Genomic DNA, 13268 nt, shown 5'->3' with positions numbered 1-13268 from the left:
TCGGTAAGGAGCGAAACAAAGACGAGAGGATGGCCGGCGGGCGCTCGCCACTTTCCGGAATCTCGTATGTCCTCTCTCCTGTCCGCCCAACCCGCCGCCGCCCGTCCCCACAGCCTGGCCGAGGACGGCTATGCGATCATCATCGGTTGCGCGTTCATCGCCATGGGGCTGATGTTGCTGAAGCAGGCGAGCCTGGTCACCGGCGGCATGGCGGGCATCGCGCTGCTGATATCCTACATCGTCCCCTGGTCACCGGCGACGCTGTTCATCCTGATCAACATTCCCTTCTTTCTGTTCGGCGGGCGGTCCATGGGGCTGGCGTTCGGGTTCAAGACCCTGTTCGCCAATATCGGCATCATGGTGCTGGGCCTCTCCATGCCCGCCGCGCTGCGGATCGCGCAGGTCAGTCCCCTGTTCGCCGCACTGTTCGGCGGATCGATCATCGGGTTCGGCATATTGGCAATGGCGCGGCACGGGGCGGGCGTGGGCGGCGTGGGCGTCGTGGCGCTGATCCTCCAGAAATCGCGCGGATGGAATGCCGGGCGAACGCAGATGGCGTGCGACCTGCTGATCCTGCTGGCGTCATTGCCGCTGATCAGCCTCAACCGGTTCGGTCTGTCGATCCTGTCCGCCGCCGCGATCAACGCCGTGCTGGTGGTGAACCACCGGCCCGGCCGCTATATCGGCCATTGACCCCGCACGCGGGTCAAGGCGCGCAGAGGGGGTCGCCATCCCGGTCGCGCGCGCGCAGGGCACTGGCGGCATCGCCGGCTATGCGCGGGAAGCTTACCCCCTCCAGCGACCCGCGTCCGTCGCACAGGTCTGCGCATGCCATGTCGACCACGCCGGGCAGCGCAATCCGGTCGCCGTCATATTGGGCGACGATGATGCATCTGTCCCCGCCCCGGAAACTGAGAATCAGCTTGTCGCCGGCGCGGCGCGCGACGCCATGCCCGCGGCAATTGGGCTGCTCGCCGAACACTGCTTCCAGACCGAAGCCGAATTGCCCGCCCTGGGTGGGAATGATGCACAGCGCGTCGCGGCCGGCTTCGTGCCGCCGCTGAAACAGGCCGACCGGGGAGATACGGCTGGCGTCAGGAATGGCCCCGCTCGCTATCGCCGCGCGCTCCAGGCCCGACGCGGGCGGATCATGACTGACCGCCCCGCCGTCATCGGGATCCTGGGGCCGCTGGCACGCCGCCAGCATCAGGCAGAAAAGCAGGCTAGTCAGCCGCATCGACGGCCGACAGCCCGTCCGTCCCGACGCGCCGAAAGAAGCAGGTGCGCGCGCCGGTATGGCATGCAGGGCCGGCGGGCGCCGCCTTCACCCAGACCGCATCCTGATCGCAATCGATCCGCAGGTCGCGGACCGACAGCATGTTGCCCGACGTCTCGCCCTTCTTCCACAATGCCTGCCGGCTGCGCGACCAGAAATGGGCCAGCCCGGTCTCCATGGTCAGGCGCAGCGCCTCCGCATTCATATGCGCGACCATCAGCACGTCGCCGTTACCCGCATCGGTCACGACGGCGGTGATCAGCCCCTGCTCGTCAAATTTCGGATCGAGGACCAGCCCCGTGTCGCGCGCGTCGGTCATGCGTGCCCTATAAAGAGCATTGGTGCCGCTGCGAAGCCCCGAACATCGCCGAAAAACAGGAAAATGGGGCGACCGATGGGATCCGAACCCACGACCTCCGGTACCACAAACCGGCGCTCTAACCAACTGAGCTACGATCGCCACGGCGGGCATGTCCCGCGAGAAGTGGGCACATATGCGGGCCATCCCCGCGCGTCAAGCGGGCAAAGGCCAGACCATGGAATTTCCCGCGATCAAAGCCCCGCCGCGCGCAACTGCGCCCGCAGATTGGCGAGCGTCCGTTCATCGACGCGCGGCCGTTCGCGCGCGGCGTCGCCCTTGCGCAGGCGCGCGCGGTCCTTTTCCGGTGGATCGACCAGCCGCACCCGCACCGCCACATGTCCCTGCGCCCGCACGCCCAGCGCATCTGCGGCACCGCGCGACAGGTCGATGATCCGCCCGCGCCCGGCAAAGGGACCGCGATCGTTCACCCGCACAAGGATAGTCCGGCCGGTATCGAGCGCCGTCACCTCGACATAGCTGGGCAGCGGCAGCGTCGTGTGCGCGGCGGTAACCCATTTCGCCCGAAACCTCTCGCCATTGGCGGTGCGGCTACCCGATTCCGACCCGTACCAGCTGGCATAGCCGAGCATGTCATAGGCCGGATCGGCGGCCGGAACATAGGTGACGCCACGCACGGCATAGGGCGGGCCGATCCGGACCGGCGTGTCGCGCACGGGGCGGTACTGACCGCCGCCGCAGGCGCTCGCGGCCAGGGCCATGATCGCCCAGGCGGCGCGCCCTGTTCTCATCATCGCTGCGTTCATCGCCATGCCATAGGCCGAACGGACGCCAGAGGGAATCCCGTCGCGCACCGCGGGCACATGAAAAAGGGGCGAAAGCGCAGCCGCTTTCACCCCTTCGAAGTTCCCGGCGATGCCGAACGCGCGGCTCGCCTTCCTCTCCTAAAACTCTTTACGCGCGATCACGAACCGGAAGCGACGGGGCACGGTGCCGTACGCACCGCACCCCGTTCGGTTAGTTGACCGAGTCCTTCAGGCCCTTGCCGGCCTTGAACTTCGGCTGCGTCGAAGCCTTGATCGTCATGGTTTCGCCGGTGCGCGGATTGCGGCCGGTCGAAGCCTTGCGCTGAGAAACCGAGAAAGTGCCGAAACCGACCAGGCGAACCTCGTCGCCCTTCTTCAGCGCGCCGGTGATGGCGTCGAACACGCCCTCGACCGCCTTGGTCGCGTCATTCTTGCTAAGGCCGCTGCTTTCAGCAACCGCGCTGATCAGATCCTGCTTGTTCATGCCTTGGGAACCCCCTTGTGCTGTTGGTTGGTTAGGAATCGCGGCGTAGGGCCGGCATAAAGGCGCGCTTTCCTGCGCCTGTCAAAGGGAAAGCGACGAACCTACGAGCTTCGCCGAAAAATTGGGTTCACATGTGCGATTGCGGTGTAAACCGGAGGAGATATCCCCTCCGGCTTTCGGTCAGTGCCGCAGCGAAGGATCCGCATCGCGGCCGGCCGTCGCGCTGGGCTGCGCCGCCAGATCATCCTCTTCCGTCCATGTGATGGCTTCCGGTACGGAAACCAGCGCGCGGGCCAGCACCTCGTCCACATGCGCGACCGGAATGATATCCAGCCCCTCCCGGATATTGGCCGGGATTTCCGCAAGATCCTTTTCGTTCTCCTGCGGAATGAGCACCGTCTTGATGCCGCCGCGCAGGGCAGCGAGCAGTTTTTCCTTCAGCCCGCCGATCGGCAGCACCCGTCCGCGCAACGTCACCTCGCCGGTCATCGCGACATCCTTGTGCACGGGGATTCCGGTCAGCGTCGAAACGATGGTGGTCACCATGCCGATTCCCGCCGATGGGCCGTCCTTCGGCACGGCGCCTTCCGGCAGGTGGATGTGAATATCCTTGCGATTGAACAGGCTGGGCTTGATCCCATAGCCCGGCGAGCGCGCCTTCACGTAGGAAAAGGCCGCCTGGACCGATTCGTTCATGACCTCGCCCAGCTTGCCGGTCGTCTTGATCGCGCCCTTGCCGGGCACGGTCACCGCCTCGATGGTCAGCAATTCGCCGCCCACTTCGGTCCAGGCCAGTCCGGTGACGGCGCCGATCTGGTTCTCATCCTCGCCAACGCCATGGCGGAATTTGCGCACACCCGCGAACTCTGCCAGATTTTCGGGGGTTATGACGATCTTTTCATACACATCTTCAAGAATCCTGCGCAGCGCCTTGCGCGCCAGCCGCGCGATTTCGCGCTCCAGCGTGCGGACCCCTGCTTCCCGCGTGTAATAGCGAATGAGGTCGCGGACGGCGGCCTCGGTCACTTCGAATTCGTCATCCTTCAGGCCATGGGCATCGACCTGCTTGGGCAGAAGGTGGCGCTGCGCAATTTCGACCTTCTCGTCCTCGGTATAGCCTTCCAGCCGAATGATCTCCATGCGGTCGAGCAAGGGCTGCGGCAAATTCAGCGAGTTGGCGGTCGTCACGAACATGACGTCGGAAAGATCGACGTCGATTTCGAGATAATGATCCTGGAACTTGCTGTTCTGTTCGGGATCGAGCACCTCCAGCAGCGCCGAAGCCGGATCGCCGCGGAAATCCTGGCCCAGCTTGTCGATCTCGTCGAGCAGGAACAGCGGGTTCATCGTCCCCGCCTTCTTGAGGTTGGTCACGATCTTGCCCGGCAGCGAACCGATATAGGTGCGCCGGTGTCCGCGAATTTCCGCTTCGTCGCGCACGCCGCCCAGCGACTGGCGCACGAATTCGCGGCCCGTGGCCTTCGCGATCGACCGGCCGAGCGAGGTCTTGCCGACGCCCGGAGGGCCGACGAGGCACAGGATCGGCCCCTTGAGCTTGTTGGTGCGGGCCTGCACGGCCAGATATTCGACGATCCGGTCCTTGACCTTCTCCAGCGCGAAATGATCCTCGTCCAGGATCGCCTGCGCCCGCTTCAGGTCATTCTTGACCTTGCCCTTCTTGCCCCAGGGCAGGCCGAGCAGCACGTCGAGATAGTTGCGCACGACGGTCGCTTCGGCGGACATGGGCTGCATGGCCTTGAGCTTCTTGAGCTCTGCCGTCGCCTTGGCGCGCGCTTCCTTGCTCAGCTTGGTCTTGGCGATCTTCTCGGTCAGTTCGGCGAGTTCGTCGCCTTCCTCGCCCTCGCCATTGCCCAGTTCGCGCTGGATCGCCTTCAGCTGCTCGTTCAGATAATATTCGCGCTGGGTCTTTTCCATCTGCCGCTTCACGCGGCCCCGGATCTTCTTTTCCACCTGAAGCACGCCCAGTTCGCCTTCCATGAAGGCGAACACCATTTCCAGCCGCTTGACCGGATCGGCCTCGACCAGCAGCGACTGCTTGTCGGCAACCTTGACGTTGATGTTGGCGGCGACCGCGTCGGCCAGCCGGCCCGCATCCTCGATCTCGCGCAGCTGCACCGGCGTTTCGGCCGGCAGCTTCTTGTTGAGCTTGGCGTAGTTTTCGAACTGCTCCGCCACCGATCGCATCAGCGCCGCGGCCTCGACCCCCTCCGCCTCGACCTCGTCAATCGTCGACACGTCGGCGACCAGATAGGCGCCGGCGGCTTCCATGCCATCGAGCAGGGCGCGATGCTTGCCTTCCACCAGAACGCGCACCGTGCCGTCGGGCAGCTTGAGCAATTGCAGAACAACAGCGACAACACCGGTGTCGTAAAGGGAATCTCGGGCCGGATCGTCCTCCGCCGGATCGAGCTGCGACACCAGGAAGATTTCCTTGTTGCCCTCCATCGCGGCTTCCAGCGCCGCCACGCTCTTGTCGCGCCCGACGAAGAGCGGCACGATCATCTGCGGAAATACGACGATGTCGCGCAGGGGAAGAAGGGGATATTGCACTGTCATTCCATCTCCGGGGCCAAGCCTGACGGCCCATCATTACGATTCATCGCCTTTATGGGGATGCCCGCCGGGCCAATCAATCGGCCACTGTCATATTGCCGCAACGATGAACAAGGGGTGATCGCCCCCGTCACCCCGGTCAGAAGGGCAGCTTGAAGCCCGGCGGCAGCGGCAGGCCGGCGGTCATCTTGCCCATTTCCGCATTGCTGGTCTCGTCCGCCTTTTTGCGGGCGTCGTTGAAGGCGGCGGTGACAAGATCCTCCAATATCTGCTTTTCACTCGGCGCCAGCAGGCTTTCGTCGATCGAGACGCCAATGATCCGGCCCTTGGCCGATGCCTTGACCCTGACCAGCCCGCCACCGGCGACGCCCTCCACCTCCAGCTTGTCCAGATTGTCCTGCGCGCGCTGAAGTTCCTCCTGCACGCGGCCCGCCATGCTGAGGATTTCGTTCAAGTCCTTCACTGTCCTGTACTCCATTGTTCGACCTGATCCAGGTCGGCGTCGGGGAAGGCAGCCATCGCCGCCTTGACCACCGGGGTTTCGAATATCGCGTCGCGCTCGGCCGCCTGCGCGACCTGCTCACGCGCCAGCAGCGTGGGCTGCCCCTCTTCGCGTCCCTCGCGCACCTGCCAGGCGACGCCGGTCGCCGCCTTGAGCGCCTGCGCCAGATCGCGGAAGAAATCGCCGCCGCCCCAGGGGCTGGTGAGGCGCAGGGTCAGTTCCGGCGGCGCCAGGGCGATGAGCGCGCCGCAGTCGTGCAGATGTTCGGCCAGCGTCCATTTGCTGGCATCGCGCAGCAGTTCGACCAGCGCCTCGATCGTGCCGGGAAGCCGGGCGACCGGCGTGTCGGCCGGTCCCGCCGGGGTCGCAGCCGCGCCGGAAGCGACAGTCGCCGGGACGCCCGCGCCCTCACGAAGCAACCGCGCGAGTTCGCCGGGATCGGGCATGGAGGCCGCATGCATCACGCGCAGCAGCGCCATCTCGCAGCTTTCGATCGGCAGGACGGCGCCCTGAACCTCATCATGCCCCTTCAGCAGAAGCTGCCACAGGCGATGCAGCGCGGCGAAGCCGATCTGTGCCGCCCATTCGGCCAGCAATTCGCGCTCCTCCACAGACTGTCCGGGGCTGACGATGTCGCGCCCCGCCTTCACCAACGTCACCGCATGGACCAGTTCCAGAAGGCCGCGCATCAATGACAGCGGCTCCACGCCCAGCGCATATTGATCGCGGACGGCGGCCAGCAGGGGCGCGGTTTCGCCTTCCAGCAGCAGCGCGAGCAGGCGCCGGGTCGCACCGCGATCGGACAGGCCCAGCATGTCGCGCACCTGTCCGGCGGTGACGACGGGCGCACCCTCGCCCATTTCGGCATGGGCGATCGCCTGATCGAGGATCGAAAGACCGTCGCGCGCCGACCCTTCGGCCGCCTGGGCGATCAGCGCCAGCGCGTCGGGCTCGGCCGCCACCCCTTCCGCCTCGACCACCCGGCTGAAATGGGCCGACAGCAGATCGGCCGGGATGCGGCGCAGGTCGAACCGCTGGCAGCGCGACAGCACCGTGACCGGCACCTTGTTCACCTCGGTCGTGGCGAACAGGAATTTCACATGGGCGGGCGGCTCCTCCAGCGTCTTCAACAGCGCGTTGAAGGCGTTCTTGGAAAGCATATGGACTTCGTCGATGATATAGATCTTGTAGCGCGCGGATACGGCGGCATAGCGCACCGCCTCAATGATCTCGCGCACGTCGTCGACGCCGGTATGGCTGGCGGCGTCCATTTCCACCACGTCGATATGACGCCCCTCGGCAATGGCGACGCACGGTTCGCACACGCCGCACGGATCGATGGTCGGGCCGCCCTGCCCGTCCGGGCCGATGCAGTTCAGCGCCTTCGCAATCAGGCGCGCGGTCGACGTCTTGCCGACCCCGCGCACCCCGGTCATCAGGAAGGCGTGCGCCAACCGTCCGCGCCGGATCGCATTGCCCAGCGTCTGGACCATCGCATCCTGCCCGATAAGTTCGCGAAAGCTGCGCGGGCGATATTTGCGCGCGAGGACGCGATAGGGCTGCGGGGAATCGGACATGGATAAAGTCCTAGCCGGTCGGGCAAGGATTGTCGAAGCCGGATGCGGTTGCAAGGGTGGGAGCCGGAACGACCCGTGACGAAATCACTGTGGCTGCTTCCGCCAGGACCTGACCAGGTTCGCGACGGTCACGCCCGCCCGACTCCCGCGGCGGCATATGGCGAAAGGGGGATGGGTTGGCAAGGGGCGTCCTGAACGCCCGCCGATCATGCGGGCGCCGTCGAGACAGGGGCGCCGTCCGCGGCCCGTGCCTGCTCATAGGCCTGTTGCAGCCCCGCCAGCACATGGGATTGGCCCGGCACCCCGTCGAGGTGGCGCGCGCGCAGTTCCGCCATCAACGCGGCCCACAGGCACGGCCCGCCCTCTTCGAGCAATCGGGCACGAACCGACAATTCCGGCGATGCCGGCCTGTGGTGGCGCCCCCAGGCCGCCATCTGCGCAAGCAGCGGCACAAGCTGGATCGCCGGTTCGGTCAGGCTGTAGATCGCGCTCTGCCGGTGCCCGGGATCGCCCGCCCTGGTAAGCAGGCCCGCCGCCATCAGCCGTTTAAGCCGGTCGGCCAGAATGTTCGAGGCGATGCCTTCTTCCGACCGGGTCAGCAATTCGCGATAGCGCCGCCGGTCTCCGAAGATGATGTCCCGGATGACGATCAGGCTCCAGCGGTCGCCCAGTGTTTCCAGCGTCAGATTGATCGGGCATCCCGACCGGCATGCGTCCTTCACGTGCCGCCTCCTTCTGCTTGCAAAATAGGATCGGAATCGGTAGGCCGCAACCACTTGCAAATAGCAATCAGATGGAAGGATGCCGCCATGCCGCTGACCCTCTATTCCCACCCATTCTCATCCTATTGCCAGAAGGTATTGATCGCGCTGTGGGAAAGGGACATTCCCTTCCGGTATCGCCACCTGGAAGAGGCGGGCGCGGATGCCGAACGGCTGGCACTCTGGCCGCTGGGGCAATTCCCCGTCCTGACCGACGGAGACCGGGCCATCGCGGAATCCAGCGTCATCATCGAATATCTGGACCAGCATCGGCCCGGCCGGGTTCGCATGGTGCCGGAAGACCCCGTCGTGGCGCTGGAGGCGCGATTCCTGGACCGGTTTTTCGACAATCATGTGATGACGCCGATGCAGCAGCCCGTGAACGAGGCCCTGCGCCCGGATGCGACACGAATGGACGAGGTGATGGGCAGGACGCGCGAGGCGCTGGATACCGCCTATGCCTGGCTGGAGCAGCGCCTGTCCGGACGGACCTGGGCCACGGGCGCGGATTTTTCGATCGCCGACTGTGCAGCGGCGCCGTCGCTTTTCTACGCCGACTGGGTCCATCCGATCGCCCCCGACTTCCCCACCGTGCGATCCTACCGGGCGCGCCTGCTGGCACGGCCCTCGGTCGCGCGGGCAGTCGATGAGGGACGCCCCTATCGGTCCTATTTTCCGCTGGGCGCACCCGACCGCGACTGAGGAAGGCCTGTCATTCCAGGCCGCTTTTCTGCGCCCGGTTGACGAAGTCGAGCGCGGCGGCGGCCGTTTCCGCGATAGCCGCTTCGGCCTTCTTCGCGTCGACCGTGGGGCGGTCGAGATAGATGGCCAGGAGATATTCGTCGCCCGCCGGCGATTTCACCAGCGCCACGTCATTATAGGCGGTGCCGCAGGTGCCGGTCTTGCTGCCCGAGGTCCAGCCTTCCGGCAGTCCCGCCTTGATGCGGTGGTCACCGGTGCTGCTGGCGTTGAGCCAGGCGCGCAGCCTGTCGGCGCTTTCCGGCTTGAGATCGCGGAACAGCAGCCGCGCCATCAGGCCAGCCATCGCCGCCGGGCTGGTGGTGTCGCGCATGTCACCCTGCGCATTCTCGTTGAGGGTCGGTTCGTCGCGGTCGAGCCGGGTAACGTTGTCGCCATGGGCGCGCATGAAGGCGGTCAGGCCCGGCGGCCCGCCCAGCATCGGCAGCAGGATGTTCGCGGCACTGTTGTCGCTCACCTCCACCGCCGCCTGCGCCAGTTCGGCCATGCTCATGCGGCCGCGCTTGCGGTTCTTTTTCACGACGGGGGCGTAATCGAGGATGTCGTCCTTGCCGAAGGACAATTCGCCTTCCAGCCCGAACTTGCCGGCTTCCGCACCCAGCAGCACCGCGGCTGCGAGCGGCGCCTTGAACGTCGAGCACATGGCGAAGCGATCATCCCGGTTGAAGCCGATCAACAGCGCCCCGCGACTGTCGACGAGCGCCACGCCCAGCCGCCCGCCCGTGTCTTCCTCGATCGTCTTGGGGTTGCGCACCTGCTCGAGCGCCGACTGGGGCACCAGATAGCGCGGGGCGGCCGGCATCAGGGAATTGAGGTTCCCGGTGGGCACCGGTTCCTTCGCCGATGTCTTCTGCCTGTCGGCGGCCGACGACGGCGCGGCCAGCAGCCCCGCGAGCGCAACAACGATCATCAGGCGTTTCATCGGCTGATCACATGCCCTGCATATTGTAGAATTCCCCGGGAATGCGGACGGTCAGGCTTTCGATCGCCGCGTCCAGCACGATCTGGCAAGACAGACGGCTGGTGCGTGTCGCGCCGGCGGCCAGATCCAGCATGTCTTCCTCATCCTCGCTCGCGCGCGGCAGCCGGGCGAAATCCGCCGCGTCCACGATCACATGACAGGTGGAGCAGGCCATTTGTCCCTCGCACGTCCCCTCAAGCGGCATTCCGGCCGCTTGCGCGACATCCAGCAGGACGGCGCCGACCGGCGCATCCACGTCCTGACGCCGTTCGCCGTCAGCGCTGATGAATGTGATCCTGGTCATTGATGCGACGCTCCCTTTTTACGGCGCCGCTTGTGCGGCTGCCGCCCTGTTCAATGCCTTTGCCGCCCTCTCCAGTTCCTCATGCGTGGTATAGCGGCCGAAGCCGATCCGTACCGACCCGCGTGCCTGAACATCTGTAAGTCCCAGTGCCCGCAACACATGGCTAGGCCGCCCCGACCCGCTAGCGCAAGCGCTTCCGAGGGAAAAAGCGAGATTTCTGCAATCGGACAGCAATCTTGCGCCATCAATGCCGTCGCGCCGGATGTTGAGGTTGCCGGGATAGCGATGCGCCGCGCTGCCGTTGAGTCGCCAGTCGGCGAACAGGCCCTGCGCCAGCGCTGCAAGGCTTTCCACATGCGCCCGGTCGCTGTCCGCCCTGTCGCGCATCAGTCGGGCGGCGACGCCGAAACCGGCGCACAGCGCGGGCGACAGCGTTCCCGACCGCAGGCCGCCCTCCTGCCCGCCGCCATGCAGCAGCGGCGCAGGGTCCACGCCGTCGCGCAGCCATAGCGCGCCGATGCCCTTGGGCCCGTGAACCTTGTGCGCGCTGATGGCGATCATGTCGCAGCTGTCGGGGATGGGCACGCGGCCATAGCCCTGCACCGCGTCGCACAGGAACAAAGCGCCCGCCCGGCGCGCCAGCGCGGCAAGCTGCTCGACCGGCTGGACGACGCCGATCTCGTTATTGACGAGCATTGCCGCCACCAGCGCAACCCCCGGGCCGATTGCCCGGGTGGCGGCGTCCATGTCGACGATGCCGTCGGCGTCCACCGGCAGCAGGGTCACGGCCCGGCCGGATCGTCCCAGCGCCTGCACCGTGTCCAGCACCGCGGCATGTTCGGTGGCGATGGTGACGATGGCGCCTAGCGGCGCGCCCTGGATCGCGATGTTGAGCGCTTCGGTCGCACCGGAGGTGAAGATGGTGCGACCGCCCGGTGGCAGCAGCGCGCCGACCGCATCGCGCGCCAGTTCGACCTGCGCCGCCATGGCGCGGCCGGGCCGGTGGGCACTGTGCGGGTTGGCGAACTGGTCTCGCAGCAACGGCGCCATGGCGTCGAAGGCTTCGGGAGCGAGCGGCGTCGTCGCCTGATAGTCGAGATAGATCATCGCCCGCCGCGCTCTGCCATGGCTGCCCATTCCAGCAGGAAACGGCTTATATCCTCTTCCCGCGTGCCGGGGCCGAAGCTGACCCGGATCACCTCGCCTGCCTCGGCGTCGCTCCAGCCCATCGCGCCCAGCACATGGCTGGTACGCAGCGAGCCCGATGAGCAGGCGCTGCCCGCCGATACGGATATGCCCGCCATGTCGAACCGGATGAGCTGCGCCCGCGCCGACACGCCGGGCATGCGGTAGCTGGCGATGGTGGGGATGCGGGGCGCGTCGCGGGCGACGACCTGTCCGCCGGCGGCATCGATCCCCGCGTCCAGCATCGCACGCAACGCCGCCGCGCGCGGCAGCCAGTCCGTACACGCCGCCAGCGCCGCCGCCATGCCCAGCACGGCGGGCAGGTTTTCCGTCCCGGCGCGATACCCCTGTTCCTGCCCGCCGGACGCCTCCAGCAAGGCGAGATCGCGGACCAGCAGGGCGCCGATGCCCGGCGGGCCGCCAAACTTGTGCGCGCTGATCGCGATCATGTCGGCATCGGGCAGCGGCAGCTTCGCCGCGCTCTGGGCGCAATCGGCGAACAGGATGGCACCGCCGCGGCAGATGCCGTCCAGCGGCTGGATGACGCCGGTTTCATTGTTGACATGCTGGATGGCCAGCAACCCGCCGCGCCCATCGAATTCGCGCACCATGCCGTTGGCGTCCACCGCCAGCCGGTCGGCATGCCCGGTCACGCGCAGTACGGCGTCATGTTCGACCGGGGACGTTGCGACCCGCTTCACCCGGGCGCGACCGATGCCGATCGCGATCGCTTCCGTAGCGCCCGAGGTGAAGAGGACATGGCCGTCCCAGCCCAGCGCCGCGCAGATTTTCCCGCGCGCATGCTCCAGCGCCGCGCGCGCGGCGCGGCCGTCGCCATGCGGGCTCGACGGGTTGGCCCAATGCTCCAGCGCCGCCGCCATCGCCGCCCGCGCGTCCGGCAGCACCGGGGTCGTGGCGGCATGATCCAGATAAAGTCTCTCGGCGACCAAGCGGGCGTTACTCATTGATTGCGGAAATGGCGGCGGCTTCTATATAGGCGGTCTGTCCCGCAGCGCCAGCGCCAGCCTTGGCACGCGCACGATCCGCTTTCCCGCCGCTGTCACGCGGCCCAGAACGATAACAGGTGTCATGCCCGACGTCATTTTCCCCGGACCCGAAGGCCGTCTCGAAGGCCGTTTCAGCCCCCCACCCCGCCCGCGCGCGCCCGTCGCCATGATCTTGCACCCGCATCCGCAAGGCGGCGGCACGATGAACGACCGCATCACGCAGGCGCTGTACAAGACCTTCGTGAAGCGTGGTTTCGCAGTGCTGCGCTTCAATTTCCGGGGCGTGGGCCGCAGCCAGGGCACGTTCGACAACGGCATCGGCGAACTGTCCGATGCCGCCGCCGCGCTGGACTGGGTGCAGAGCTTTCACCCCGAAGCGCAGACCACATGGATCGCCGGATTTTCCTTCGGCGCCTGGATCGGCATGCAACTGCTGATGCGCAGGCCGGAAATTCGTGGCTTCATCTCGGTCGCGCCGCCCGCCAACATGTATGATTTCTCGTTCCTGGCGCCCTGCCCATCCTCCGGCATCATCGTGCAGGGCACGTCGGACGAGGTCGTGACCGCGAGCGCGGTGCAGAAGCTGGTCGACAAGCTGCGCACGCAGAAGGGCATCACCATCCATCATGACGAGATTCGCGGCGCGAACCACTTTTTCGAGCATGAGCTGGATCAGCTGATGAAGTCGGTCGACAATTATCTCGACATGCGCCTGTCGCCGGATTCGCCGATCCGCTGACAGATCGGCGAACC

The 13268-nt window shown here is 66.3% G+C and carries 15 protein-coding genes, 1 tRNA gene and 1 other RNA gene; 3 read left to right on the top strand and 14 right to left on the bottom strand.

Annotated features, from left to right (window positions below):
- The first annotated feature begins 66 nt into the window (after positions 1 to 66).
- Positions 67 to 693 (top strand): YitT family protein, encoded by a 627-nt coding sequence (locus J3E64_RS15345; RefSeq protein ID WP_253343901.1) that lies wholly within the window; start codon positions 67 to 69, stop codon positions 691 to 693.
- A gap of 13 nt (positions 694 to 706) precedes the next feature.
- Here J3E64_RS15345 and J3E64_RS15340 read toward each other — a convergent pair whose 3' ends face one another.
- The 10 genes from J3E64_RS15340 to J3E64_RS15295 form a co-directional block, all read right to left on the bottom strand.
- Entirely contained in the window at positions 707 to 1237 is a 531-nt protein-coding gene (locus tag J3E64_RS15340) for a hypothetical protein (RefSeq protein ID WP_253343900.1), read from the bottom strand.
- Positions 1224 to 1595, bottom strand: a complete 372-nt coding sequence (gene hisI, locus J3E64_RS15335) for a phosphoribosyl-AMP cyclohydrolase (RefSeq protein ID WP_253343899.1) — start codon at positions 1593 to 1595, stop codon at positions 1224 to 1226. Before hisI ends, J3E64_RS15340 begins: the two co-directional genes overlap by 14 nt.
- 64 nt (positions 1596 to 1659) lie before the next feature.
- A tRNA-His gene (locus J3E64_RS15330) sits at positions 1660 to 1736 on the bottom strand.
- A gap of 92 nt (positions 1737 to 1828) precedes the next feature.
- Entirely contained in the window at positions 1829 to 2407 is a 579-nt protein-coding gene (locus J3E64_RS15325) for a septal ring lytic transglycosylase RlpA family protein (protein ID WP_253344004.1), read from the bottom strand.
- A 205-nt stretch (positions 2408 to 2612) separates the two neighbouring features.
- On the bottom strand, positions 2613 to 2885 hold the full coding sequence (locus J3E64_RS15320) for an HU family DNA-binding protein (protein WP_088185291.1): 273 nt from the start codon (positions 2883 to 2885) through the stop codon (positions 2613 to 2615).
- Between the two features lie 180 nt (positions 2886 to 3065).
- Positions 3066 to 5462, bottom strand: a complete 2397-nt coding sequence (lon, locus tag J3E64_RS15315) for an endopeptidase La (RefSeq protein WP_253343898.1) — start codon at positions 5460 to 5462, stop codon at positions 3066 to 3068.
- A gap of 136 nt (positions 5463 to 5598) precedes the next feature.
- Positions 5599 to 5922, bottom strand: a complete 324-nt coding sequence (locus J3E64_RS15310; protein WP_253343897.1) for a YbaB/EbfC family nucleoid-associated protein — start codon at positions 5920 to 5922, stop codon at positions 5599 to 5601.
- Positions 5919 to 7538, bottom strand: a complete 1620-nt coding sequence (locus J3E64_RS15305) for a DNA polymerase III subunit gamma/tau (RefSeq protein ID WP_253343896.1) — start codon at positions 7536 to 7538, stop codon at positions 5919 to 5921. Before J3E64_RS15305 ends, J3E64_RS15310 begins: the two co-directional genes overlap by 4 nt.
- A gap of 52 nt (positions 7539 to 7590) precedes the next feature.
- Positions 7591 to 7688, bottom strand: an RNA gene (gene ffs / locus J3E64_RS15300) — signal recognition particle sRNA small type.
- A gap of 56 nt (positions 7689 to 7744) precedes the next feature.
- A complete protein-coding gene (locus tag J3E64_RS15295) occupies positions 7745 to 8260 on the bottom strand; it encodes a helix-turn-helix domain-containing protein (protein ID WP_253343895.1) in 516 nt (171 codons plus the stop codon).
- A gap of 87 nt (positions 8261 to 8347) precedes the next feature.
- Here J3E64_RS15295 and J3E64_RS15290 point away from each other — a divergent pair, with 87 nt between their 5' ends.
- Entirely contained in the window at positions 8348 to 9001 is a 654-nt protein-coding gene (locus J3E64_RS15290; protein WP_253343894.1) for a glutathione S-transferase family protein, read from the top strand.
- Positions 9002 to 9011: 10 nt separating this feature from the next.
- Here J3E64_RS15290 and blaSGM read toward each other — a convergent pair whose 3' ends face one another.
- From blaSGM to J3E64_RS15270, 4 genes are read right to left on the bottom strand one after another with little or no spacing between them, the layout of a single operon-like run.
- Positions 9012 to 9968, bottom strand: coding sequence for an SGM family class A beta-lactamase (gene blaSGM / locus J3E64_RS15285; RefSeq protein ID WP_253343893.1), 957 nt, complete (start codon positions 9966 to 9968; stop codon positions 9012 to 9014).
- A gap of 19 nt (positions 9969 to 9987) precedes the next feature.
- On the bottom strand, positions 9988 to 10323 hold the full coding sequence (locus J3E64_RS15280) for a 2Fe-2S iron-sulfur cluster-binding protein (RefSeq protein WP_253343892.1): 336 nt from the start codon (positions 10321 to 10323) through the stop codon (positions 9988 to 9990).
- A gap of 18 nt (positions 10324 to 10341) precedes the next feature.
- Positions 10342 to 11430, bottom strand: a complete 1089-nt coding sequence (locus J3E64_RS15275; RefSeq protein WP_253343891.1) for a cysteine desulfurase family protein — start codon at positions 11428 to 11430, stop codon at positions 10342 to 10344.
- Positions 11427 to 12458 (bottom strand): cysteine desulfurase family protein, encoded by a 1032-nt coding sequence (locus J3E64_RS15270; protein ID WP_253344003.1) that lies wholly within the window; start codon positions 12456 to 12458, stop codon positions 11427 to 11429. Before J3E64_RS15270 ends, J3E64_RS15275 begins: the two co-directional genes overlap by 4 nt.
- A 139-nt stretch (positions 12459 to 12597) precedes the next feature.
- Here J3E64_RS15270 and J3E64_RS15265 point away from each other — a divergent pair, with 139 nt between their 5' ends.
- Entirely contained in the window at positions 12598 to 13254 is a 657-nt protein-coding gene (locus J3E64_RS15265) for an alpha/beta hydrolase (protein ID WP_155186460.1), read from the top strand.
- Positions 13255 to 13268: the final 14 nt, after the last annotated feature.

The sequence above is a fragment of the Sphingobium sp. OAS761 genome, from assembly GCF_024168485.1.
In the GTDB taxonomy this organism is placed as follows: domain Bacteria; phylum Pseudomonadota; class Alphaproteobacteria; order Sphingomonadales; family Sphingomonadaceae; genus Sphingobium.
This window is presented reverse-complemented; position numbering and strand designations above follow the sequence as displayed.